The 22,282-nt window shown below is 73.2% G+C and carries 18 protein-coding genes, 1 pseudogene and 1 riboswitch; of the genes and pseudogenes, 4 read left to right on the top strand and 15 right to left on the bottom strand.

What is annotated here, in order from left to right; genetic code table 11:
* Nucleotides 1–2: 2 nt before the first annotated feature.
* The 6 genes from ACFV6E_RS23270 to ACFV6E_RS23245 form a co-directional block, all read right to left on the bottom strand.
* Complete coding sequence (locus ACFV6E_RS23270; protein ID WP_385176279.1) at nucleotides 3–587, bottom strand: 2'-5' RNA ligase family protein; 585 nt, start codon at nucleotides 585–587, stop codon at nucleotides 3–5.
* A gap of 166 nt (nucleotides 588–753) precedes the next feature.
* Nucleotides 754–1,767, bottom strand: coding sequence for a tryptophan--tRNA ligase (trpS, locus tag ACFV6E_RS23265; RefSeq protein WP_385176276.1), 1,014 nt, complete (start codon nucleotides 1,765–1,767; stop codon nucleotides 754–756).
* Nucleotides 1,768–1,976: 209 nt separating this feature from the next.
* A complete protein-coding gene (locus ACFV6E_RS23260; protein WP_385176274.1) occupies nucleotides 1,977–3,440 on the bottom strand; it encodes a glycine hydroxymethyltransferase in 1,464 nt (487 codons plus the stop codon).
* A 33-nt stretch (nucleotides 3,441–3,473) separates the two neighbouring features.
* Nucleotides 3,474–3,562: riboswitch (ZMP/ZTP riboswitch) on the bottom strand.
* 69 nt (nucleotides 3,563–3,631) lie between these two features.
* Nucleotides 3,632–4,816, bottom strand: coding sequence for a glutathionylspermidine synthase family protein (locus tag ACFV6E_RS23255; protein WP_385176271.1), 1,185 nt, complete (start codon nucleotides 4,814–4,816; stop codon nucleotides 3,632–3,634).
* 49 nt (nucleotides 4,817–4,865) lie between these two features.
* Nucleotides 4,866–5,219, bottom strand: a complete 354-nt coding sequence (locus ACFV6E_RS23250; RefSeq protein WP_385464276.1) for a hypothetical protein — start codon at nucleotides 5,217–5,219, stop codon at nucleotides 4,866–4,868.
* Between the two features lie 101 nt (nucleotides 5,220–5,320).
* Entirely contained in the window at nucleotides 5,321–6,721 is a 1,401-nt protein-coding gene (locus ACFV6E_RS23245) for a PLP-dependent aminotransferase family protein (RefSeq protein ID WP_385464273.1), read from the bottom strand.
* A 47-nt stretch (nucleotides 6,722–6,768) separates the two neighbouring features.
* On the opposite strand from ACFV6E_RS23245, the gene ACFV6E_RS23240 reads away from it, so the two are divergent.
* Genes ACFV6E_RS23240 through ACFV6E_RS23230 form a run of 3 tightly spaced genes read left to right on the top strand, consistent with a single transcriptional unit; the run spans nucleotide 6,769 to nucleotide 8,503 of the window.
* Entirely contained in the window at nucleotides 6,769–7,278 is a 510-nt protein-coding gene (locus ACFV6E_RS23240; protein ID WP_385464271.1) for a carboxymuconolactone decarboxylase family protein, read from the top strand.
* On the top strand, nucleotides 7,275–7,757 hold the full coding sequence (locus ACFV6E_RS23235; protein WP_385176260.1) for a carboxymuconolactone decarboxylase family protein: 483 nt from the start codon (nucleotides 7,275–7,277) through the stop codon (nucleotides 7,755–7,757). Before ACFV6E_RS23240 ends, ACFV6E_RS23235 begins: the two co-directional genes overlap by 4 nt.
* Nucleotides 7,754–8,503 carry an isocitrate lyase/phosphoenolpyruvate mutase family protein gene (locus ACFV6E_RS23230; protein ID WP_385176257.1) on the top strand — a complete coding sequence of 250 codons (750 nt, stop codon included), beginning with the start codon at nucleotides 7,754–7,756 and terminating at the stop codon, nucleotides 8,501–8,503. Before ACFV6E_RS23235 ends, ACFV6E_RS23230 begins: the two co-directional genes overlap by 4 nt.
* A 5-nt stretch (nucleotides 8,504–8,508) precedes the next feature.
* On the opposite strand, the gene ACFV6E_RS23225 is transcribed toward ACFV6E_RS23230, so the two are convergent.
* The 5 genes and pseudogenes from ACFV6E_RS23225 to ACFV6E_RS23205 form a co-directional block, all read right to left on the bottom strand.
* Entirely contained in the window at nucleotides 8,509–9,486 is a 978-nt protein-coding gene (locus ACFV6E_RS23225) for an ABC transporter substrate-binding protein (protein WP_385464268.1), read from the bottom strand.
* A gap of 7 nt (nucleotides 9,487–9,493) precedes the next feature.
* Nucleotides 9,494–11,455, bottom strand: coding sequence for an ABC transporter permease (locus ACFV6E_RS23220; protein ID WP_385464266.1), 1,962 nt, complete (start codon nucleotides 11,453–11,455; stop codon nucleotides 9,494–9,496).
* A 683-nt stretch (nucleotides 11,456–12,138) separates the two neighbouring features.
* Nucleotides 12,139–13,305: pseudogene (locus ACFV6E_RS23215) on the bottom strand (glycine betaine/L-proline ABC transporter ATP-binding protein); the annotation flags it as partial.
* 2 nt (nucleotides 13,306–13,307) lie between these two features.
* Nucleotides 13,308–14,912 carry a GMC family oxidoreductase gene (locus ACFV6E_RS23210; protein WP_385464263.1) on the bottom strand — a complete coding sequence of 535 codons (1,605 nt, stop codon included), beginning with the start codon at nucleotides 14,910–14,912 and terminating at the stop codon, nucleotides 13,308–13,310.
* 131 nt (nucleotides 14,913–15,043) lie between these two features.
* The gene (locus ACFV6E_RS23205) at nucleotides 15,044–16,567 is read right to left on the bottom strand and encodes an aldehyde dehydrogenase family protein (RefSeq protein ID WP_385464260.1); all 1,524 of its coding nucleotides are present in this window, start codon (nucleotides 16,565–16,567) and stop codon (nucleotides 15,044–15,046) included.
* 195 nt (nucleotides 16,568–16,762) lie between these two features.
* Here ACFV6E_RS23205 and ACFV6E_RS23200 point away from each other — a divergent pair, with 195 nt between their 5' ends.
* Complete coding sequence (locus ACFV6E_RS23200; protein ID WP_385464257.1) at nucleotides 16,763–17,674, top strand: GNAT family N-acetyltransferase; 912 nt, start codon at nucleotides 16,763–16,765, stop codon at nucleotides 17,672–17,674.
* Between the two features lie 27 nt (nucleotides 17,675–17,701).
* On the opposite strand, the gene ACFV6E_RS23195 is transcribed toward ACFV6E_RS23200, so the two are convergent.
* From ACFV6E_RS23195 to ACFV6E_RS23180, 4 genes are all read right to left on the bottom strand, one after another.
* Complete coding sequence (locus tag ACFV6E_RS23195) at nucleotides 17,702–18,442, bottom strand: hypothetical protein (protein ID WP_385464254.1); 741 nt, start codon at nucleotides 18,440–18,442, stop codon at nucleotides 17,702–17,704.
* A gap of 420 nt (nucleotides 18,443–18,862) precedes the next feature.
* The gene (locus tag ACFV6E_RS23190) at nucleotides 18,863–19,234 is read right to left on the bottom strand and encodes a hypothetical protein (RefSeq protein WP_385172642.1); all 372 of its coding nucleotides are present in this window, start codon (nucleotides 19,232–19,234) and stop codon (nucleotides 18,863–18,865) included.
* Complete coding sequence (locus tag ACFV6E_RS23185) at nucleotides 19,231–20,964, bottom strand: hypothetical protein (protein ID WP_385172644.1); 1,734 nt, start codon at nucleotides 20,962–20,964, stop codon at nucleotides 19,231–19,233. The genes ACFV6E_RS23190 and ACFV6E_RS23185 overlap by 4 nt, the downstream gene beginning before the upstream one ends.
* A gap of 236 nt (nucleotides 20,965–21,200) precedes the next feature.
* A complete protein-coding gene (locus tag ACFV6E_RS23180) occupies nucleotides 21,201–22,190 on the bottom strand; it encodes a malate dehydrogenase (RefSeq protein WP_385172647.1) in 990 nt (329 codons plus the stop codon).
* Between the last annotated feature and the right edge of the window lie 92 nt (nucleotides 22,191–22,282).

Here is a 22,282-nt window from a genome sequence, read left to right as displayed (position 1 = left end):
CCCTAGCGCGTCGGCAGGGTCGTGCCGTGGTCCGCCGGGGCGCAGGCCTGCGGGGGCACGACCGTGCCGCCGAAGGCGAACCCGCGCAGCTTGCGCCAGACCCCGTCCGCGCCCTGCTCGTGCAGCGAGAAACCGGTGCACGGCCACTCGGCCCCGTAGTCGGCCAGCTCCTCGAAGGCCCGGTCCATGGCGGCCTCGTCGATGCCGTGCGCCACCGTGACGTGCGGGTGGTACGGGAACTGGAGCTCGCGGGCCACCGGCCCCGACGCGTCCCTGACCTGCTTCTGGAGCCAGGTGCACGCCTCGGCGCCCTCGACGACCCGCACGTACACCACCGGGGACAGCGGGCGGAACGTGCCCGTGCCCGACAGCCGCATCGGGAACGGGCGCCCGGCGGCGGCGACCTCGGCGAGGTGCGTCTCGATCGCGGGCAGCGCCGCGGCCTCGACCTCGGTCGGCGGCAGCAGGGTGACGTGCGTGGGGATGCCGGAAGCCGCGAGGTCGCCGAAGCCCGCGCGCCGCTCCTGGAGCAGGCTGCCGTGAGGCTCCGGGACCGCGATCGACACGCCGATCGTTACGGTCCCCACGTCGTCTCCTGTCGTCTTGTCGTGCCGCATCTTCCCGGTCTCCCGGTTTCCCGATCTTCCCGGTCCTTACGGGCAGGGGCGGCCGCTGGTTCAGCTATCGACTGTACGGCGGTGCGGCCCCGTACCGGATGCCCTCCTGGCGATGTGACCGGCTCCGCACCGGCCCTCAGTGCTTGGCGGGGAGGAATCCGACCTTGTCGTAGGCCTGGGAGAGGGTCTCCGCGGCCACCGCCCTGGCCTTCTCCGCGCCCTTGGCCAGGATCGAGTCCAGCGTCTCCGGGTCGTCCAGGTAGCTCTGGGTGCGCTCCCGGAAGGGCGTCACGAAGTCGACCATGATCTCGGCGAGGTCCGTCTTGAGCGCACCGTAGCCCTTGCCGGCGTAGCGCTGCTCCAGATCCGCGATACCCGTCCCGGTGAGGGTCGAGTAGATGGTGAGCAGGTTGCTGACGCCCGGCTTGTGCTCCGTGTCGTAGCGGATCACGGTGTCGGTGTCGGTGACCGCGCTCTTGACCTTCTTGGCGGTCGCCTTCGGCTCGTCGAGCAGGTTGATCAGGCCCTTCGGCGTGGACGCCGACTTGCTCATCTTGATCGACGGGTCCTGCAGATCGAAGATCTTCGCCGTCTCCTTGAGGATGTACGGCTTCGGGACCGTGAACGTCCGGCCGAAGCGGCCGTTGAACCGCTCGGCGAGGTCGCGGGTCAGCTCGATGTGCTGGCGCTGGTCCTCACCGACCGGCACCTCGTTGGCCTGGTACAGCAGGATGTCCGCGACCTGGAGGACCGGGTAGGTGAACAGGCCCACGGAGGCGCGGTCGGCGCCCTGCTTGGCCGACTTGTCCTTGAACTGGGTCATGCGGGAGGCCTCGCCGAAGCCGGTGAGGCAGTTCATGATCCAGGCGAGCTGGGCGTGCTCGGGGACGTGGCTCTGCACGAAGAGCGTGCAGCGGTCCGGGTCGAGCCCGGCGGCCAGGAGCTGGGCGGCGGCGAGCCGGGTGTTGGCGCGCAGCTCGCCCGGCTCCTGCGGGACGGTGATCGCGTGCAGGTCGACGACCATGTAGAACGCGTCGTGGGTCTCCTGGAGGGCCACCCACTGGCGGACGGCGCCGAGGTAGTTGCCGAGGTGGAACGAGCCTGCGGTGGGCTGGATTCCGGAGAGCACGCGAGGACTTTCGAGGGCCATGTTCACCATTCTCTCAGGTGAGGGGGCGGGGTCCGGTACTGGCCGGAAACAGCAGTGCACCGGTCCGTTGCCTGTACTGCAACAAGTCGGCCGAACCGGCCGGCGGCCGGGGGCGGTGAGACGAGGAACACACGGCGGCAGACGCACGGCAAACGGCCGACCGCCCGGCGCGGACGCCGGGCGGTCGGGGTGCGTAGAGGCGCGGCGGGTCAGCCGAGGTCGATCTCCGGGTACAGCGGGAAGCCCGCGACCAGGTCGGTCGCCCGGCGGGAGATCTCGTCCGCGATCTTGGGGTCGAGCACGTGCTGGGCCTTGGAGGGGGCGCCGGACTTGGTGGTGCCGGGCTCCGTGGTGGTCAGGACCCGGTCGATCAGGCCCGCCACCTCGTCCATCTCCGCGGTGCCGAGGCCGCGGGTGGTCAGGGCGGGGGTGCCGATGCGGATGCCGGAGGTGTACCAGGCGCCGTTCGGGTCGGCGGGGATGGCGTTGCGGTTGGTGACGATGCCCGAGTCGAGCAGCGCGGTCTCGGCCTGGCGCCCTGTGAGGCCGTAGGAGGAGGCGACGTCGATCAGGTTGAGGTGGTTGTCGGTGCCGCCGGTGACGAGGGTGGCGCCGCGGCGGGTCAGCCCCTCGGCGAGGGCGCGGGCGTTGTCGACGACGGCCTGCGCGTACGTCTGGAACTCCGGGCGGCGGGCCTCGGCGAGGGCGACGGCCTTGGCGGCCATGACGTGCGGGAGCGGGCCGCCGAGGACCATCGGGCAGCCGCGGTCGACCTGGTCCTTGAGGGAGTCGTCGCACAGCACCATGCCGCCGCGCGGGCCGCGCAGCGACTTGTGCGTGGTGGTGGTGACGATCTGGGCGTGCGGGACCGGGTCGAAGTCGCCGGTGAGCACCTTGCCCGCGACCAGGCCCGCGAAGTGCGCCATGTCGACCATCAGCGTCGCGCCGACCTCGTCGGCGATCTCCCGCATGATCCGGAAGTTCACCAGGCGCGGGTACGCGGAGTACCCGGCGACGATGATCAGCGGCTTGAACTCGCGGGCGGAGGTCCGCAGCGCCTCGTAGTCGATCAGGCCGGTCGCCGGGTCGGTGCCGTAGGAGCGCTGGTCGAACATCTTGCCCGAGATGTTCGGGCGGAAGCCGTGGGTGAGGTGGCCGCCCGCGTCGAGGGACATGCCGAGCATCCGCTGGTTGCCGAAGGCGCGGCGCAGCTCGGCCCAGTCGGCCTCGGAGAGGTCGTTGACGTTGCGCACGCCGGCCTTCTCCAGGGCCGGGGCCTCCACGCGGTCGGCCAGGACGGCCCAGAAGGCGACGAGGTTGGCGTCGATGCCGGAGTGCGGCTGGACGTAGGCGTGCCGGGCGCCGAACAGCTCGCGGGCGTGCTCGGCGGCGAGGGACTCCACGGTGTCGACGTTGCGGCAGCCGGCGTAGAAGCGGCGGCCGACGGTGCCCTCGGCGTACTTGTCGCTGAACCAGTTGCCCATCGCGAGGAGGGTGGCCGGGGAGGCGTAGTTCTCGGAGGCGATCAGCTTGAGCATCTCGCGCTGGTCGGCGACCTCCTGGCCGATGGCGTCCGCGACCCGGGGCTCGACCGCCCGGATCACGTCCAGCGCGCTGCGGAAGGCGGTGGACTCGGTGGAGCGGGGGGCGGGGGATGCGGGGGATTCCGACATGACGGCCTCCGGACGGCGTGGGTTCAGCGTTCACGGGTCGGCCCAGGCGCACGGCACACGGTTCGCGCGGGCCGCTCCCCGATGGTCGGTCCCATCCCAGCGCGCCAGTCACGGCCCGTGGATCAGCGTACCGGCCGTGCCGGACGGCGCGGCTCACCCGTCCACCATGCGAGCCGAGCGGGAGTGCGGGGTCAGAGGATCACGTGCGGCACGAAGCGCGCGTACTCGTCCGTGACCAGCCCGGCGGACTCGCGGATGCCGAGGCCCGCCGACTCGTCCTCGACGACCCAGGCGCCGAGCACGACGCGGTTGCCGTCGAAGTCGGGCAGCGGGGCCAGCTCCTGGTAGCAGCAGGGCTCCCCGGGTGCGGCGGGCGCGGAGCCGGGCGGGTGGACGGTGACGCCCTCGCCCTCGCGGCCGAGCAGCGGCTTGGCGACGTAGCCGGTCGTGTCCGCCAGCTCACGGGGGCCGTCGAGATGGGCGGGCAGCAGGTTCGGGTGGCCGGGGTACAGCTCCCACAGGACGGCGAGCAGCGCCTTGTTGGACAGCAGCATTTTCCAGGCGGGCTCGATCCACAGGGTGGAGCCCGTGCCGCCGCCGTTGTCGAGGGTGTCCAGGACGTGGCCGCCGAAGCGGTCGGTGGTGAGCCATTCCCAGGGGTAGAGCTTGAAGCAGCTGCGGATGAAGCGGAGCCGGTTGTCGACGAAGCGGCCGGAGAGGTGGTCCCAGCCGATCTCCTCGACCGGGAGCCAGTCGGTGTCGAGGCCGGCCTGCTCCGCGGTCTCCTTGAGGTAGGCGACCGTCATCAGGTCCTCGCCGAGTTCGTCGACGGCGGAGTGCGCGAAGTGCAGGGGGCTACCCGGCGGGAGCAGCGGGGCCTGCCTCTTCCAGGCGGCGACGAGGCGTTCGTGCAGCGAGTTCCACTGGTCGGCGCCCGGGAAGCGCTCCTCCATCCAGAACCACTGCGGTCCCGCGGCCTCGACCAGGGAGGTCGGGGTGTCGGCGTTGTACTCCAGCATCCTGGCCGGGCCCGTGCCGTCGTAGCGCAGGTCGAAGCGGCCGTAGACGGAGGGGAGTTCGGCGCGGCGGTGCCAGGACTCGGCGACGCGCTCGGCGACCCGCGGTTCGGTGATGCCGAGGTCGGCGAAGCGGCCGGTGTCGACGATGTGGGCGGCGGCCGCGAGGCACATGCGGTGCAGTTCCTCGACGGTCTCCTCCAGCGCCTCCACCTCGGGCAGCGAGAAGACGTAGTAGGCGCTCTCGTCCCAGTAGGGGCGCAGGGAGTCGTCGGGGTAACGGGTGAGGGGGTAGATGAGCCCCTGTTCCTCGACGGTCTGCTGCCAGCCGGGGCGGGGGGCGATGGTGCGGCGTTCCATGCGGTACGGGTCCGATCGTGTGCCGGGGGCTGGTTCTGGTGACCGGGGTTCAGCCGCCGGAGCTGCCCTTGCCGCCGCCGAGGCCGCCGCGGTCGACGCCGCTGCCGCCGGAGGAGCCGCCGGTGGAACTGCCGGAGCCCTTGCTCGACTTGGTGAAGGAGCCGCCCTCGACGTAGCCGCTCTTCTTGCTGCCGCCGTAGTACCAGGTGCCGTTGACCGAGGTCTTGGTGGAGGTGCAGTTCTTGTCGGCGACGACCTTGTAGCCGCAGGAGGCCCGGTAGCTGTCGCGGTCCACGCAGCGCTTGTCGGGGTCCGAGGAGCAGGCGGTGAGCGCCGCCGCGAGGAGCCCCATCCCGCCCAGTACGACCGTGCCCGAGCGCAGTTGACGACGTACGTCCGTCATGTCCGTTCCCCCGTTGTTCTGTTCAGATCATTCCAAGACAGCAAGCGATCACTTTAAGGCAGTATTCGGCGCCATGCTCAAGGCAGTACTCGGCGCGATGCTCAGGGCAGTACCCGGCACAGCGCGTCCAGCGCCCCCGACCAGGCGTGGTCCGGCGGGGTGCCGTAGCCGACCACCAGCGCGTCGAACCGGTCGGCGGAGGCGCCGGGGTGCCGGTAGCGCGCCAGGCCGTGCACCGCGAGGTTCTGCCAGGCCGCCGCCTGGACCACCGGCTGCTCGGTGCCGGGCGGCAGTTGGAGGACGGCGTGCAGTCCTGCTGCGATGCCGGTGGCGCGGACGGCGGGGGCGCGCTCGGCCAGCGCGGCGACCAGCGCGTCCCGGCGCCGCCGGTAGCGCAGCCGGACGGCGCGCACGTGCCGGTCGTAGGCGCCGGAGGCGAGGAACTCCGCCAGGGTCAGCTGGTCCAGGACCCCGGTGGACCATCCGCCCTCGCTCTTGAGGGAGATCACCTCGGCCGCGAGCGACGGGGGCAGGACCATCCAGCCGAGCCGCAGCGCGGGAGCCAGGGACTTGCTCGCGGTGCCCAGGTAGACCACGTGGTCGGGGCCGAGGCCCTGGAGCGCGCCGACCGGCTGGCGGTCGTAGCGGAACTCGCCGTCGTAGTCGTCCTCCAGGATCAGCCCGCCGGTGCGGCGCGCCCAGTCCACGACGGCGGCCCGGCGGTCAGGGCTGAGCGGCACGCCCATCGGGAACTGGTGCGCGGGCGTCAGCAGGACCGCGCCCGCGCCGCCCAGGTCGTCCGTGCGGGTGCCGAGCCGGTCGAAGGGCAGCGGCCGGGTGCGCAGCCCGGGGCGGCGCAGCAGGTTCCAGTGCACGTCGAGGCCGTACGACTCGACCGCGAGGGTGCGCAGGCCGCGCCGGTGCAGGACGGCGCCGAGCAGCGTCAGGGCGTCCGAGAAACCGGAGCAGACCACCAGGCGCTCGGGGTCGGCGCGGACGCCGCGGGCGCGGGCGAGGTAGCCCGCGAGGGCGGTGCGCAGTTCGGGCCGGCCGCGCTGGTCGCCGTAGCCGAGCGCGTCGTCCGGTGCGGCGGCCAGCGCCCGGCGGGCCGCCCTGAGCCACTCGGCGCGCGGGAACGAGCCGAGGTCGGGGGTGCCGGGGACGAGGTCGTAGGCGGGCCGCTGCCGTCCCGGGCGGCCGGCGGGGCGGGCCGGCGCCGGCGCGGTGACGGCCCGCTCCGCCACCCGGGTGCCGGAACCCTGGCGCGCGGTGAGCCAGCCCTCGGCGACGAGATCGGCGTAGGCGTCGGCGACGGTGTTGCGCGCGACGCCCAGGTCCACGGCGAGGGAGCGGGAGGAGGGCAGGCGGGTGCCGGGGGCGAGGCGGCCGCCGCGGACCGCCTCGCGCAGGGCGTCCGTCAGCCCCCGGCGGACACCCGAACCGCCCGGTCCGGCCGGTTCGAGGTGGAGGTCGACGCCCAAAGTGGCCCGGTTTTTCGCCATGAAAATGGACCATACCCCTGGGCTACTCGGCTCGTAGGGTCGACCGCATGACGACAGAGACCGCCCCTCCCGCGAACCCCTCGTACGCGCCCGAGCCGAGCCCCCGCCTCAACTGGGCCGAGCTGGCCCCCGACGTCTACAAGGCGATGGTCCGGCTCGACGCCGCGGCCAGGAAGGGCCTGGACCCGGTCCTCCTCGAACTGGTCAAGATCCGCGCCTCGCAGCTCAACCACTGCGCGTTCTGCCTCGACATGCACACCAAGGACGCGCTCGCCGCCGGGGAGAGCGTCCAGCGCATCGTGCAGCTCAGCGCGTGGGAGGAGTCGCCGCACTTCTACACCGAGCGGGAACTCGCGGCGATCGAGCTGACCGAGGCCGTGACGGTCCTCACCGACGGTTTCGTGCCTGACGAGGTGTACGAGAAGGCCGCCCGGCACTTCGCGGAGACGGAGCTGGCGCAGCTCATCGCCGCCATCACGGTGATCAACGCCTGGAACCGGTTCGGCGTGACCTGCCGCCTGGCGCCGGGCCACTACCAGGCAGGACAGCACAAGTGACGGCACAGGTGACGGAACAGGTGACGGAACAGACGACGGCGCGCACGACGGCTCTCGATCCCGCCGTCCGCTCCGCGCTCCAGGCGGTGAGCGCCGCGGCCAAGAAGGGGCTCGGCGACCCCGGACTCGCCGAGCTGGTCGTGATCCGCGCCTCGCAGCTCAACCACTGCGCCTTCTGCCTCGACATGCATCTGCGGATCGCCCGCGAGGCGGGCGTGAGCGAGGACCGGCTCCAGCTCCTGAACGCCTGGGAGGAGGCCGGGGACCTCTACACCGAGCGGGAGCGGGCCGCGTTCGCGCTGACCGAGGCCGTGACGGTCCTGACCGAGGGTTTCGTACCGGACGAGGTGTACGAGGAGGCCGCCCGGCACTTCGACGCCACCCGGCTCGCGTACCTCCTCGCGCTGATCGCCGCGATCAACAACTGGAACCGGGTGATGGTGACCCGGCGCATCCCGGCGGGCAGCACACGGTGGTGAGCGGACGGGCGCCGGGCGGGGACGGGGCCGCCGCCTTCCGGGCGCTGCACCTCGGGCGGCTGCCCGGTGACCCGCTGGTGCTGCCCGGACCGTGGGACGCGGGCAGCGCGCGGGTCTTCGCGGAGGCCGGCTTCCCGGCGCTGGCGACGCCCAGCGCCGGGATCGCCGCCTCGCTCGGGTACGAGGACGGGTCCGTGCCCGCCGACGAGATGTTCGCGGCGGTCACGCGGATCGTCCGGGCGGCCGGCGTACCGGTCTCCGCGGACGTCGAGGACGGCTACGGCCTCGCGCCGGAGGAGCTGGTGGAACGGCTTCTGGAGACGGGCGCGGTGGGCTGCAACCTGGAGGACTCGAGCGGCGGCGTCCTCAAGGAGCCGCGGGCCCACGCCGACTGGCTGGCCGAGGTACGGGCCGCCGCGGGCGACCGGCTCTTCCTCAACGCCCGCATCGACACGTTCGTGCGCGGGGTCACGGATCCCGGGCGGGCGATCGAACGGGCCGCGCTGTACGTCGCCGCGGGCGCCGACTGCGTCTATCCGATCGGCGCCCCCGTCGGCGTACTGCCGCTGCTGCGGTCGGCGATCGAGGGGCCGCTCAACGCGTGGGCGGCGCCCGGCGGCCCCTCGCCCGCCGAACTCGGCGAGCGGGGGGCGACCCGGATCACGTTCGGGCCGGGCTTGCAGCGCCGGGCCATGGAGTCGCTGCGCGAGATCGCGGGGGAACTGCCCGGCCGATACCTCGGCTGAAGCCGTCAGGGCAGCCAGGACCGCCATGTCGATTCATGGCGGTCCGCCCACTTCTCCGCCGCCTCCTGCGCCGACAGCTTCTCGCCCGCGATCATCAGGGACACCTCGTTCTGGTCGTCGGTCGTCCACCTGAAGTTCTTCAGGAACCGCGCCGCCTCACCGCCGTGCCGCGCGAAGTCCGCGTTGAGGTACTTCTCCAGGGGCGTGTGCGGATAGGCGCAGGCGACCTTCGCGGCGTCGGCGTCGCAGCCCTCCTCGTACGCGGGCAGCTTCACCTCCGTCATCGGGACCTTCTCGAAGAGCCACTGCGGCGAGTACCAGTACGTGAGGAACGGCTTGCGCTCCTTCGCGAACTGTTTGATCTGCGTGATCTGCGCGGCCTCCGAACCGGCGAACACCACCTGGTAGTCGAGGTCCAGGTTCTTCACCAGCGCCTTGTCGTTGGTGACGTACGACGGGGAGCCGTCCAGGAGCTGGCCCTTGCCGCCGCTCTCGGCGGTGCGCAACCGGTCCGCGTACTTGTTCAGGTTCTTGTAGGTGGTGGCGTCCGGGTGCTGCTTCGCGAAGTACGTGGGGACGAACCAGCCGATGTGCCCGGTGACGCCCAGTTTCCCGCCGCGGACGATCGTCCCCTTGTCGTCGACGTACCGCTGCTCCTGCTCGGGGTGGCCCCAGTCCTCCAGGATCGCGTCGACCCGGCCCTGGCTGAGCGCGTCCCACGCGGGAACCTCGTCGACCTGGACGGTGTCGACGCGGTAGCCGAGCTCGTGCTCCAGCAGGTACTGCGCGACGGCCACGTTGGCCTGTGCGCCCACCCAGGACTGCACGGACAGGGTCACCGTACGGGCCCCCTCCGCGCCCGCGAAGGGCGAGGACTGCTTGGTCATGTCGGCGGCGCCGCAGCCGGTGAGCAGGAACAGAGCGGTCACGGCGGCGGTAGCGGTGGAGCCGGTGGTGCTGGTGATGGTCCGGATACGGCTCATGTCGCGCTCACGCTCCCTTCCTGGTGCGGCGGTCCGTCGGCTGGGTCACCCGGTCGAGCATCAGACCGAGGCAGACGATCGCCGAGCCCGCCACCAGACCGGTGGCCAGATCGCCCTGGGCGAGGCCGAAGACGACGTCGTAGCCGAGCGCGCCGCCGCCGACGAGGCCGCCGATGATGACGACGGCGAGGACCAGGACGACGCCCTGGTTGACGGCGAGCAGCAACGCCGGGCGGGCCAGCGGCAGTTGGACCTGCCGCAGCTGCTGCCCGCCGGTGGCGCCGAGCGAGCGGGCCGACTCCAGCGCGGCCGGGTCGACCGCGCGCAGGCCCTGCGTGGTGATGCGGACGACGGCGGGCAGCGCGTACACGACGGCCGCGGCCACGGCGGGCGCGCGCCCGATACCGAACAGCGCGACCACCGGGATGAGGTACACGAACTGCGGCATCGTCTGGAAGACGTCGAGGACCGGCCGCAGCAGCCGCTCGACCCGTTCGCTGCGGGCCGCCGCGATCCCGGTCGCGAAGCCGAGGACGAGGGTAACGGCGACGGCCGCGAGCACCTGGGAGAGGGTGTCGAGGGACGGTTCCCACACGCCGAGCACGCCGATCGCGGCCGTCGCGAGGACGGCGGTGAGCGCGGTGCGCCAGGTACCGATCACCCAGGCGAGCGCGGCGACGATCAGGAGCACCGCCCACCAGGGCAGCCACAGCAGACCGTCCCGCAGCGGATCGAGCACCCAGGTGGTGAAGCGGCCCGCCCAGTCGGCGGTGCCGCCGACGTACGGGACGCCGGAGTAGAGGTGGTCCGTCATCCAGTCGACGGCGCTGTTGACCGGCTCGGCGATGTGCACGACCCAGCCGGAGGGCCAGTCGAGCCGGCCGAGGAGCCGACCGGCGACCGCGACGGCCACGGCGGCGAGCCCCGCGTACGCCCAGGACGCGGCGCCCCTGTCGTGGTCCGGGTCGCCCAGCCGCTCCCCCGCCGCGCCGGTCACCCGGTCGAGGACGACGGCGAGCAGCACGATGGGGATGCCCGCGGCGAGCGCGGCGCCCACGTCGACGGAGGCGAGCGCCTGGTAGACGCGGTCGCCGAGGCCGCCCGCGCCGATCACGGAGGCGATGACCGCCATGGACAGCGCCATCATGATCGTCTGGTTGAGGCCGAGCAGGATCTCCCCGCGGGCCAGCGGGAGCCGGGCGGTCAGCAGGCGCTGCCGTGCGGTGGCGCCGAGCGAGGCGACGGCCTCCATCACCCCGGCGTCGGCGCCGCGCAGGCCCAGCGCGGTGAGCCGGGCCATCGGCGGGGCGGCGTACACGACGGTGGCCAGGACGGCCGCGGGCACGCCGATGCCGAAGACCAGGACGACGGGGAGCAGGTACGCGAACGCGGGCAGCACCTGCATGGTGTCGAGGACGGGGCGCAGCGCCCGGTGGATGCGGTCGGACAGGCCCGCCGCGAGGCCGAGCAGCAGGCCGAGCACGACGGAGACGAGGACGGCGACCACCATGAGGGCCAGCGTCTGCATGGTGGGCACCCACATGCCGAGCAGTCCGCAGGCGAGGAACGCGAGGGCCGTGCCGCAGGCGAGCCGGGCCCCGGCCGTGCGCCAGGCGACGGCGGCGGCCACCGCGGTCACGCCCGCCCACCCGGCCGCGAGCAGCACCAGGTAGACGGCGCGGACGGACAGGACGACGGCGTTGCTGACGTACCCGAGGAAGTAGAGGAACAGCGGGTGGCTGTCCCGGTTGTCGATGATCCAGTCGCTGGCTCTGCCGAGCGGGCCGCCGAGGTCGACGGTCAGCGCCCCGGGCCAACTCCCGCTCGCCCACCGTGCATTGACGACCGGAACCAGTACGGCGGCGGCGACGGCCAGCACCAGCAACTTCCCGGCGACCGGCCGCCGAACCAGCCACCGCACCGGCCCGGCGCCCCCGGCAGCAACGACGGCCGAAGAGACGGCAGCCATCAGCCGACCTCCTCACCGACGGAACCGACACCGGAACCGGCGGAACCGGCGGAACGGGAACCGGCGGACTTGCCGGCCTGGTCGGCCTGGTCGGCCTGGTCGGCCGCGGGCTCACCGGCGGACTCACCAGCGGGCTCACCGGCGGGCTCACCGGTGGCTCCGCCAGCAGTCCCGTCGGGCGCGGGCACCAACACTTCCGCATCCACCGGCACTCCCGCAGCCTCCGCGCGCGCGGCGCCCGCGGTGTCGGCGGAACCGGCGGCACCGGCGGACTTGCCGCCGGACCTGCCAGCCGGATCGGCCGCCGACTCACCGGCGGGCTCACCAGTGGCTCCGCCAGCAGTCCCGTCGGGCGCGAGCACCAACACTTCCGCATCCACCGGCACTCCCGCAGCCTCCGCGCGCGCGGCGCCCGCGGTGTCGGCGGAACCGGCGGCGCCGCCGGCGTCCCCGGGCTCAGCGGCGCGCGCGGCGCCCGCGTCGTCGGTGTCGGCGGCAGAGCCCGCCGGCCCGGAACCGGCAGAACCGGCGGACTTGCCGCCGGACGTGCCGGCCGGGTCGGCCGGGTTGGCCAGGTCGGCCGCAGGCTCACCGGCGGACTCGCCGGCAGCCCCGCCGGGCGCGGCCACCGGCACTCCCGCAGCCTCCGCGCGCGCGGCGCCCAGGGTGCCGGCGGCAGGGCCCGCCGGCTCCGTCGCCGTCGCCGTGCCGTGCGCCCCCGGCGCGGTGGCGGGTCCGTCCGTGCCCGCCGCCGTGCCCGCCACCGCAGGCGCCGTTCCCTCCCTGCCCGCCACCACCCCGAGCAGCGCCTCCGAGTCGACGACTCCCAGGCAGCGGCCGGAGTCGACGACGCGGGCGGCGCAGCCCGAGCGGGCGACGGCCTCGATGGCCTCGGAGACCGTGGCGTCGGGGGCCACCGCGGGACCGCGCCCCGCCTCCTCCGCGGACGCGGACCGCATCGCCGTACGCACGGTCAGGACCTGTTCGCGCGGCACGTCGCGGACGAACTCGCGGACGTAGTCGTCGGCGGGCGAGCCGACGATCTCCTCGGGGGTGCCGAGCTGCACGATCCGGCCGTCGCGCATGAGGGCGATCCGGTCGCCGAGCCGCAACGCCTCGTTCAGGTCGTGGGTGATGAAGACCATCGTGCGGCCCTCCTCGCGGTGCAGCCGGACGACCTCCTCCTGCATGTCGCGCCGGATCAGCGGATCCAGCGCGCTGAACGGCTCGTCGAAGAGCAGCACCTCGGGGTCGACGGCGAGGGCACGAGCGAGACCCACCCGCTGCTGCTGGCCGCCGGAGAGCTGGCCGGGCCTGCGCTGTTCGAGGCCGTCGAGCCCGACCTTGGCGACGACCGCGGCGGCCCGTTCGCGGCGTTCGGCGCGCGGGACGCCCTGGATCTCCAGGCCGTACGCGACATTGTCGAGGACGGAGCGGTGCGGCAGCAGGCCGAAGTGCTGGAAGACCATCGCGGCCCGGTGCCGGCGCAGCTCGCGCAGCCGGCCCTTGTCCATGGCGAGGACGTCCTCGCCGTCGATCTCCAGCCGCCCCGAGGTGGGCTCGATGAGCCGGGTGAGGCAGCGCACGAGCGTGGACTTGCCCGATCCGGACAGGCCCATGACAACGAAGACCTCGCCCTTGCGCACGTCGAAGCCGACGTCGCGGACGGCGGCCGTACAGCCGGTGCGGGAGCGCAGCTCGGCGGGGGTGAGCGCGGCGAGTTCCGGGTCGGCGGGGACCCGTTCGGCCTTCGGGCCGAAGACCTTCCACAGCTCGCGTACGGAGAACACGGGCGCCGCGTCCGCGCCGCCCCCGCGGCTCGGCGGCACCTCGGGCGCCTGCTGGGTCATGGTCATCGCGCATCACTCCCGACCAGTTCAGCGTGTTCCTGTCCGACCAGGTCGGCGCACTTCTCGCCGACCATGAGCACCCCGATCATCGGGTTCACGGCGGGCATCGTCGGGAAGACGGACGCGTCGGCGATCCGGATCCCCTGAAGGCCCCTCACGCGCAGCTCGGGGTCGACCACGGCCAGCCGGTCGTCGCCGTCGCCCATCCGGCAGGTGCCCGCCGGGTGGTAGACGGTGTGCGCCACGTGCCGGGCGTAGGCGCTGAGTTCCTCGTCGTCCGTGATGCCGGGCCCGGGGCAGACCTCGCGCTTGAGCCAGCCGGCGAGCGGCTCGGCCTTGGCGACCTCGCGGGCGATCTTGATGCCGTCGACGAGCGTACGGCCGTCGTAGTCGTCCTCGTCCGTGAAGTACCGGAAGTCGAGGGCGGGCTTCTCGGCCGGGTCGGCGCTGGTCAGGTAGAGCCGGCCGCGGCTGCGCGGCTTGGGGACGTTCGGGGTCATCGAGACGCCGTGCGCGGGCCGTTCGTAACCCAGCCGCTCGGGGTTGTCGGTGAAGGGTATCTGGTAGAAGTGGAACATCAGGTCGGGCCCCGGATCGCGGTCCCGATCGTGGTTCGGACCGTCCCGGTCGTCCGCGCCCCGCCGGACGAACAGGCCCGCGTCGGAGTCCATCGCCGAGTTGTCCGGGATCGGGCCGTGCGTCTCCCAGACGATCACCGACTCGGGGTGGTCGAGCAGGTTCTCGCCGACGCCGGGCAGGTCGTGGACGACGGGTATGCCGAGCCGCTCCAGGTCCCCGGCGGGCCCGATGCCGGAGTGCAGCAGCAGCCGCGGCGAGTCCACGGCGCCCGCGCACAGCAGGACCTCGTTCCGGGCCCGCACCAGGGTCTCCGTACCGTCCTTGCCGCGCACCCGCACGCCCACGGCCCGGTCCCCCTCGATCTCCAGCCGGTACGCCCAGGTCTCCAGCAGGATCGTCAGATTCGGCCGCTCGTCCATGACGGGGTGCAGATACGCCACGGACGCGCTGGAGCGCTTGTTGTCCTCGGGGTGGTAGGCCAGGTCGAAGAAGCCGACGCCCTCGGTGAACGGCTTCTCGTTGAAGCCCTCGATCCGCGGCACCCCGAGCGCGCTCTGCGCGGCGTCGACGAAGTCACGGGCGATGGCGTTCCGGTCCTTCTCGCCGACCGGAACGATGTTGTTGAGCAGCCGCGCGTAGTACACCTCCATCGGCACCGCGCCCCAGCCCGCGGCGCCCGCCGCCTCCCACTCGTCCCAGTCGGACGGCAGCGGCTTGAAGGCGATGAGCGTGTTGTGGGACGAGCAGCCGCCGAGCACGCGGGCGCGGCTGTGCCGGATGTGCGAGTTGCCGCGCGGCTGCTCGGTGGTCGGGTAGTCGTAGTCCAGTTCCCCGCCGAGCAGGCCCATCCAGCGGCGGAGGGTGAGGACGTCGTCGCGGCCCACGTCACTGGGGCCGCCCTCGATGACGGCGACCGTGACGTCCGGGGTCTCGGTCAGCCGGGAGGCGATGACGGAGCCGGCGGTACCACCACCGACGACGACGTAGTCGTACGTGGTCCCGGGTTCGGGCATGGCGTGCTGGGTCATGTAGGGGTACTCCTCGCTGGAGCTGGAGCTGGAAGGAGACGGGCGGTCGGCGGGCGGAGACGGGCGGTCGGCGGGCGGAGACAGGCGGTCAGCGGGCGGAGACGGGCGGCCGACCGGCCGAGACGGGCGGATCAGCCGGCGAACCAGCGCACCGGGCGCGGCGCGAGGTTCTGGTAAATGTGCTTGGTTTCGCGGTACTCGGCCAGACCCGCGGGGCCGAGTTCGCGCCCCACGCCGCTCTTGCCGAAGCCGCCCCACTCCGCCTGCGGGAGATAAGGGTGGAAGTCGTTGATCCACACGGTGCCGTGGCGCAGCCGTCCGGCGACCCGGCGGGCGCGGCCCGCGTCGGCGGTCCAGACGGCGCCCGCGAGCCCGTACTCGGTGTCGTTGGCGAGCGCGACGGCCTCGTCCTCGGTGCGGAAGGTCTCGACGGTGAGGACGGGCCCGAAGACCTCCTCGCGCACGACCCTCATCCCGCGGTGGCAGCGGTCGAGGACGGTCGGCTCGTAGAAGTAGCCGGTGGCGGGGCGCGCTTCGGACGGCTCGGGGCGCCTGCCGCCGGTGCGCAGCACCGCTCCCTCGGCGAGCGCGGAGGCGACGTACTCCTCGGTCCTCTCCCGCTGCCGCTCCGAGACGAGCGGCCCGCACTTGACGCCGTCCTCCGTACCGCGGCCGAGCCTGATCAGGGCGGCCCGGCGGGCGAGTTCGGCGACGAAGCGCTCGCGCACGGACTCCTCGACGATGAGCCGGGAGCCGGCCGAGCAGACCTGGCCGCTGTGGATGAACGCGGCGTTGAGCGCCTGGTCCACGGCGGTGTCGAAGCCCTCTTCGGTCGCGCAGGCGTCGGCGAAGACCACGTTGGGGTTCTTGCCGCCGAGTTCGAGGGCGACCTTCTTGACGCCCGGGGCGGCGGCCTCGGCGACCTTGGTGCCGCTGACCAGCCCGCCGGTGAAGGAGACGAGGTCGACGGCGGGGTGCGCGGCCAGCCGGGCGCCGACGGAGTGGCCGGGCCCGGTGACGAGGTTGGCGACGCCGTCGGGCAGCCCGGCCTCGGCCAGCAGCTCCACCAGGGCGACCGTCGTCAGCGGGGTGATCTCGCTCGGCTTGACGACGAAGGTGTTGCCCGCCGCGAGGGCCGGCGCGATCTTCCAACTCGCTTGCAGGAGCGGGTAGTTCCAGGGAGTGATCAGGGCGCAGACACCCACCGGTTCGTGTACGACGACGCTGTGCACGGTGTCGGAGCCCGCGTCCACGACCCGTCCCGCGCCCTCCCCCACCACCAGATCGGCGAAGTAGCGGAAGGCGTCGGCGACGCAGTCGACGTCGACGCGCCCCTCCTCCACCGTCTTGCCCGCGTCACGGCTCTCCAGCAGGCCCAGCTCCTCGCGGTCGCGCACGAGCAGGTCCGCCACGCGGCGCAGCAGCGCGGCGCGTTCGGCGACGGGCGTGCCCGGCCAGGTGCCCTCGTCGAAGGCGCGGCGGGCGGCCTCGACGGCGGCGTCCGCGTCCCGCTCGTCGCCCTCGGCCACCACGGCGAACGGCCGCGCGTCCGCGGGGTCGAGGATGTCGCGGGTGGCGCCGGACGCGGCCGCCGACCACCGCCCGCCCGCGTGGACGGTCTGCTCCGCCTGTCGTCCGTCGGTATCGCTCGCCATGCCCGGCACGCCCTCCGCTCCTGTTCCATGGCTTCCCATGGCCCTCTCCGACCCCGCGTGGACACCTGTTCACCGTCCGGGGTCGTGAGCACCTGCCCTTCCGCCCGCGATGCATGCGGCCGGATGGCCGAAAGTGCGGGGTGTCACTGATCCTGATGGACACTCGCCGTTTCCTTTGACTAGGGTCAAAGAAATATGGGGACGGTTTCAGCGGGCCGAGCGGACCACGTGTCGGCGGACGACGTACGGGCGCTGCGGCGCTTCAACCGCTACTTCACCCGGCGGATCGGCGTGCTCGACGACCACTACCTCGGGCAGGACCGGCCCCTCGGCGAGGCCCGGCTGCTGTTCGAGATCGGGGACGGCACCTCGCTGCGGGACCTGCGCGTCCGGCTCGGCCTGGACGCCGGCTATGTGAGCCGCCTGGTCAAGACGCTCCAGGCACAGGGGCTGGTACGGGTACGGGTGCACTCCGGGGACAGCAGACTGCGGGTCGCCGAGCTGACGGACGACGGCCGCGCGGAGGTGGCCGAGCAGAACCGGCGGGCCGACGGCTTCGCCGAGCGCCTGCTCGGCGGGCTCGACGCGGCGCAGCGCGGCCGGCTCACCGCCGCCGTCGCCGTGACCGAGCGGCTGCTGCGCCTGGCCGGCATCACCGTCGAGGTGGTCGACGGCGCCTCCCGCGACGCCCGGGCCTGTCTCGCGGCGTACGCGGCGGACATCGACGCCCGGTTTCCCGAGGGCTTCGACCCCGCGGCCCTGGTCCGCCCCGCCGAGGTGTCCGGGCGCACCGGCGCGTTCGTCGTCGCGTACGAGGAGGGGCGGCCGGTGGGCTGCGGGGCGCTGCGGCGGCTGGCGGCCGGGGTCGGCGAGATCCGTCATGTGTGGGTGCGTCCGCAGGGGCGGCGGCTCGGGCTGGCCCGGCGGATGCTCGTGGAGCTGGAGCGGCAGGCCGTCGCGCGCGGCTACGGCACCGTGCGGCTCGACACCCACGCGGTCCTCACCGAGGCCCAGGCCATGTACCGGTCGTGCGGCTACACCGAGATCCCCCGCTACGACGACAACGTCTACGCGGCCCACTGGTTCGAGAAGCGCCTGCACCCCTGAGCCCCCAAGTACGCGGCGCCCGCGTCGTCACTGGACGGTGCAGGCCGCGCCGGACGGGCAGAAGGAGCCCACCGCGATCTGCGACGGCGTCGCCACGTCGGTCCCCTCGGCCCCGATCGAACGGATCGCGTACGACGTGCCGTCCGCGGCCGTGAAGCGGTGGTCGACGACCTCGGTGGGACCGTCCTCCACGTCGTCGTAGCGGTAGGTGAGCTCGGCCCAGTCGGTGCCCGCCTCCCGGTCGACGGCCTGGTAGCCGTGCAGCCGGGTCCCGAACCCGAACGACGGGTCGTTCTCGGCCTGGTCGAGCGAATCGGCCGGACTGGGCTCCTGGAGCTCGAACATCTCCAGCTCCGCGTCCCCGCCCGGGGCGGTGTAGTGGACGACCGGCGGTTTGTCCCCGCGCGGATCCACCGTGCGGGTCCAGCCCTCGGGCACGTCGACCGTGAAGCCGAGGCCGTCCACCGACCGGCTGAAGCCGGGTGACGGGGACGCGTACGCGGACGCCAGGGGCGATTCGGACCCGCCGAGCGTGTCCTGCGGCGCACCGGTGTCGTCCGACGGGGGCGCGGTGGCCGTGACCGTCACCGACGGGGTGGTGCCCCCGGAGGCGTCCCGGTTCCCGGAGTCGTCGTCCCGGGTCAGCGCCCACACCCCGCCCGCGACGGCACCCGCGAGCAGCGCGGCGGCCACGACCACGGCCGTCGACCGGTAGGAACCGCCGGGCGAGGGCGGCCGCGAGGGTGACGGCGACGGCTCGGGCGACACAAGCGGTCCCGGCGGCCCCGGCGGCCCGGACGAAAGCCCCTCCGGGGAGGGCAGGTCCGGGCGGGACGGGTCCGGCGAAGTCAGATCCGGGCGGGACAGCGCGGACTGGGTCTGCGCCGACGCCCACCACTGCCGCTGGTCCGCCGCTGTATACCCGGGCCCGCCCGCACTCCCGCCCGCACCTGTTCCGCCCGTACGGCCCCCCGTACTTCCTGAACCGTCCCCGTTCCTGTCCCCGTTCCTGTCCCTGTCCCCGTGCCTGTCCCCGTTCCCGGTACTGCCCCCGCTCCCGCTCCCGTTCCCGCTGCCGGTGGCCCGCGGCTCCTCGCCGTCGTCGTCCACCCACCGCTGCCGGTCGGCGTCCCACCGCTGCCTCATCTCGTCCCCCTTGCCCCGCCCTCCCGCGGGCGGCCCGGCCGGCTAACCGGCCAGCTCTGCGATCACCTGCACCACGGCCGCCGCCGACGCCAGTCCCGCCACCGCCGCCGCGGCGGTCTCCAGACGCTGCCGCAGCCGTCCGAGCCGGCCCGGATCCACCTGCCCGGTCTGCTCGATCTCGCCCTGTACGGTGGCCAGTTCGCCGTCGAGCGCAGCCGTGTCGTCCGTCGCCGTCAGCAGCCGCAGATGCTCGCGCAGCGTGCGGACGGCTTCGAGGAGTTCCGCGGTCGCCGGGTCGGCGGCGGCCGCGCGCGGCCCCTCGTGGTACGCCGCGCTGCCGTGCTCGCCGAAGCTGACGGCGCTGCGGTCGATCCGCCCGATCCGCGGCCCCGGCCCTGCCGTGCCCTCGCTCATCCCGTGGCCCCTTCCGTGTACGAGGCGCCGCCGCTGCCCATGGCGACGGCGCTCTTGCTGATCCGGCCCACCGCGGTGCCGCCGCTCATCTGCCCGATGAACTGGCCGCCCGCCGCGACGTTCACGATGTTCTGCTCGAACTCGCCGGTGTCGCAGCCGTGGCTGCGCAGGGCCTCGCGCACACCGCTGGCGATGCGGTCCTCGACGGTCTTGATGTAGCGGCTGACGTCCATCTCCTGGAAGAGCGACAGGCTGTCCGTGCTGCCGAGCTCCCGTACGGACGCGAGCGGGGCGTCGGGCGGCGCCTGTTCGGGCCGGGTCAGCCAGGTGCGCACGTACTGGACGACGATGTGCAGGCCGGAGACGCCCGCGACGACACTGGTCGCCGGGCCGGTCAGCAGGGTCCGCACGATCTCGCGCGGCGCGTCGCCGTCCCGGTGGGCCGCGATGAGATCCGCGCGCCGGTAGTCCTCGGTGACCGGCCCCAGCACGTGCGGCACCACTTCCAGGACCAGCATCCGGCCCTGGGTGTGCACCCGGACCAGGACCGAGACGACGACCTCCTCGTCCCAGGCGCCGATGCGGACCCGCAGGAAGTGCCGGCGCGCCTCGCCGCCCTCGTCCACCGCCCCGTCGAGGTGCAGCCGCGCCGACTCGGCCCCGTACACGCCCCCGTGGCGGCTCACGCCCGACGGCAGGTAGACGAACTCGTCGATCTCCAGCGCGCCGAGCCGGTCCCGGCTGTCGCGCGCCGCCGATGTCCTCAGCTCCTCCAGCTTGGGCCGGACGAGGTCGATGATCTGCCGGTTGGTGAGCTGCACCCGGGCGTCCGCACCGTCCCGACGAGGGCCGTCACCGTTCTTGAGACCTGCGGCGCTGCCGAGATCCCCGATCTTCTTGGCGGCGGTGATCTCCATGGCGAACGACCAGGGCTCGTACGGCTTCCCCGCGCCGACGAACGGGCGGTGGGCGTCGTAGAGCGCGACGGCGGCGTGCTGTTCCGTCAGGACGGCGCGGGCGATCCGGGAGGCGCGCGCGTTGCCCGAGGGCAGCGCCGCGGGCGTGGCCGGGAAGACGTCGCGGGCCAGTTCACGGCGCATGACCTCGGTGAGCTGGGCGCGGTGGACGCCGACGACGAAGACGACCGCCAGCGGGAAGAGCAGGGCGAACGGGTCGTCGGGCAGCCGGCGCACCGCGTACACCACGTAGGCGATCTCCGCCGCGCGGGCCATCAGGGTCAGGCCCCGGGCCGTCGCGCGGCGGGGCAGCCGCAGCCGGACCAGGTCCGAGCGGCTGGCCGGATACATGGTCAGACCCGAGCCGTTCGCCGCCCGCGCGCTGTACAGCAGGAAGCAGACGCCCGCGTAGAACAGGACCGGGGTGACGCCGAGCAGCACCCCCGTGCCGAAGACGTCACCGCCCGTGTCACCGGTCTCGAAACTCCCGGCGGCGGGGGCCGTGTCGTGGCGCGCGAGGGCGTACTCCACCAGGAAGTAGCCGGCCCAGATGCCGGTCAGGACGAGCGCGGCCGCCGCCTCCTGCCGGCGCGCCCGCAGCGCGTGCGTGAACACCGAGACCACGTCGACGCCGAGGGACGGCGGCGCGGGGCGTTCCTCGTGTCCCACGAGTTCGTCCAGGACGCGCGCCCGGAAGACCGTGTCCAGATGCACCCCGGCGCACAACAGCCGTGTCGCCTCGCTGTGCGCGTACCGCCGATTCGATCCCGTCAACGGGACCACCCCCGCCGCTCTGCCCCCGGCCCACCGGCTTTACCGGCTTCCCCGTGGCGGGCCGTACGTCACGACGATAGCGAGGGTTACTCCCGTTGCGGAGGGTTATCCACCGACAAAGCACGTACGTTCGATACGTACTTTCCGTACGCACGCGCCGTAGGCACTGTCTGGACGCATACGCCGGCCCCCGCCCGGGGATCCCGGACGGGGGCCGAAGAAGGCCGGGGGCCGGCTCAGATGAGGCCGAGGCCGCGGACCGCCTCGCGCTCCTCCTCGAGCTCCTTGACGGAGGCGTCGATGCGGGCGCGGGAGAAGTCGTTGATCTCCAGGCCCTGGACGATCTCGTACGTGCCGTTCTTCGTGGTGACCGGGAAGGAGGAGATCAGGCCCTCCGGGACGCCGTAGGAGCCGTCCGACGGGATGCCCATGGAGGTCCAGTCGCCCTCGGCGGTGCCGTTGACCCAGGTGTGCACGTGGTCGATGGCGGCGTTCGCGGCGGAGGCGGCGGAGGACGCGCCACGGGCCTCGATGATCGCGGCACCGCGCTTGGCGACGGTCGGGATGAACTCCTCGGCCAGCCACTTCTCGTCGTTCACGACCTCGGCGGCGTTCTTGCCGGCGACCGTGGCCTGGAAGATGTCGGGGTACTGGGTGGCGGAGTGGTTGCCCCAGATGGTCAGACGCTTGATGTCGGCGACCGAGGTGCCCGTCTTCTTCGCGAGCTGGGTCAGCGCGCGGTTGTGGTCCAGGCGGGTCATGGCGGTGAAGCGCTCGGCCGGTACGTCCGGGGCGGCGGCCTGGGCGATCAGGGCGTTGGTGTTGGCCGGGTTGCCGACGACGAGGATCTTGACGTCGTCCGCGGCGTGGTCGTTGATGGCCTTGCCCTGCGGCTTGAAGATGCCGCCGTTGGCCTCCAGGAGGTCGCCGCGCTCCATGCCCTTGGTACGGGGGCGGGCGCCGACGAGCAGACCGACGTTGGCGCCGTCGAAGGCCACGTTCGGGTCGTCGGTGATCTCGATGCCCTGGAGCAGCGGGAAGGCGCAGTCGTCGAGCTCCATGGCCGTGCCCTCGGCGGCCTTGAGCGCGGGCGTGATCTCCAGGAGGCGCAGCTTGACCGGCACGTCCGCGCCGAGCAGCTGGCCGGAGGCGATGCGGAAGAGCAGGGCGTAACCGATCTGGCCGGCCGCGCCGGTGACGGTGACGTTCACGGGAGTGCGGGTCATGGCGTTCTCCGTATGACAGCAGGCGGTGGGGCGTCCCTGCCCCGGGTGCAGGATCCCGCGCCGCCCACCGGGTGACCGGCGCCTGCCGCCGC

It is taken from the genome of Streptomyces sp. NPDC059785, from assembly GCF_042732375.1.
Taxonomy (GTDB): Bacteria; Actinomycetota; Actinomycetes; order Streptomycetales; family Streptomycetaceae; genus Streptomyces.
This window is presented reverse-complemented; position numbering and strand designations above follow the sequence as displayed.

What these genes read in the sequence shown, in the direction of transcription:
- trpS (WP_385176276.1), bottom strand. Translation starts at nt 1,767, where the DNA reads ATGGCCCTCGAAAGTCCTCGCGTGCTCTCCGGAATCCAGCCCACCGCA.
- ACFV6E_RS23260 (WP_385176274.1), bottom strand. Translation starts at nt 3,440, where the DNA reads ATGTCGGAATCCCCCGCATCCCCCGCCCCCCGCTCCACCGAGTCCACC.
- ACFV6E_RS23255 (WP_385176271.1), bottom strand. Translation starts at nt 4,816, where the DNA reads ATGGAACGCCGCACCATCGCCCCCCGCCCCGGCTGGCAGCAGACCGTC.
- ACFV6E_RS23250 (WP_385464276.1), bottom strand. Translation starts at nt 5,219, where the DNA reads ATGACGGACGTACGTCGTCAACTGCGCTCGGGCACGGTCGTACTGGGC.
- ACFV6E_RS23245 (WP_385464273.1), bottom strand. Translation starts at nt 6,721, where the DNA reads ATGGCGAAAAACCGGGCCACTTTGGGCGTCGACCTCCACCTCGAACCG.
- ACFV6E_RS23240 (WP_385464271.1), top strand. Translation starts at nt 6,769, where the DNA reads ATGACGACAGAGACCGCCCCTCCCGCGAACCCCTCGTACGCGCCCGAG.
- ACFV6E_RS23225 (WP_385464268.1), bottom strand. Translation starts at nt 9,486, where the DNA reads ATGAGCCGTATCCGGACCATCACCAGCACCACCGGCTCCACCGCTACC.
- ACFV6E_RS23220 (WP_385464266.1), bottom strand. Translation starts at nt 11,455, where the DNA reads ATGGCTGCCGTCTCTTCGGCCGTCGTTGCTGCCGGGGGCGCCGGGCCG.
- ACFV6E_RS23210 (WP_385464263.1), bottom strand. Translation starts at nt 14,912, where the DNA reads ATGACCCAGCACGCCATGCCCGAACCCGGGACCACGTACGACTACGTC.
- ACFV6E_RS23205 (WP_385464260.1), bottom strand. Translation starts at nt 16,567, where the DNA reads ATGGCGAGCGATACCGACGGACGACAGGCGGAGCAGACCGTCCACGCG.
- ACFV6E_RS23200 (WP_385464257.1), top strand. Translation starts at nt 16,763, where the DNA reads ATGGGGACGGTTTCAGCGGGCCGAGCGGACCACGTGTCGGCGGACGAC.
- ACFV6E_RS23190 (WP_385172642.1), bottom strand. Translation starts at nt 19,234, where the DNA reads ATGAGCGAGGGCACGGCAGGGCCGGGGCCGCGGATCGGGCGGATCGAC.
- ACFV6E_RS23180 (WP_385172647.1), bottom strand. Translation starts at nt 22,190, where the DNA reads ATGACCCGCACTCCCGTGAACGTCACCGTCACCGGCGCGGCCGGCCAG.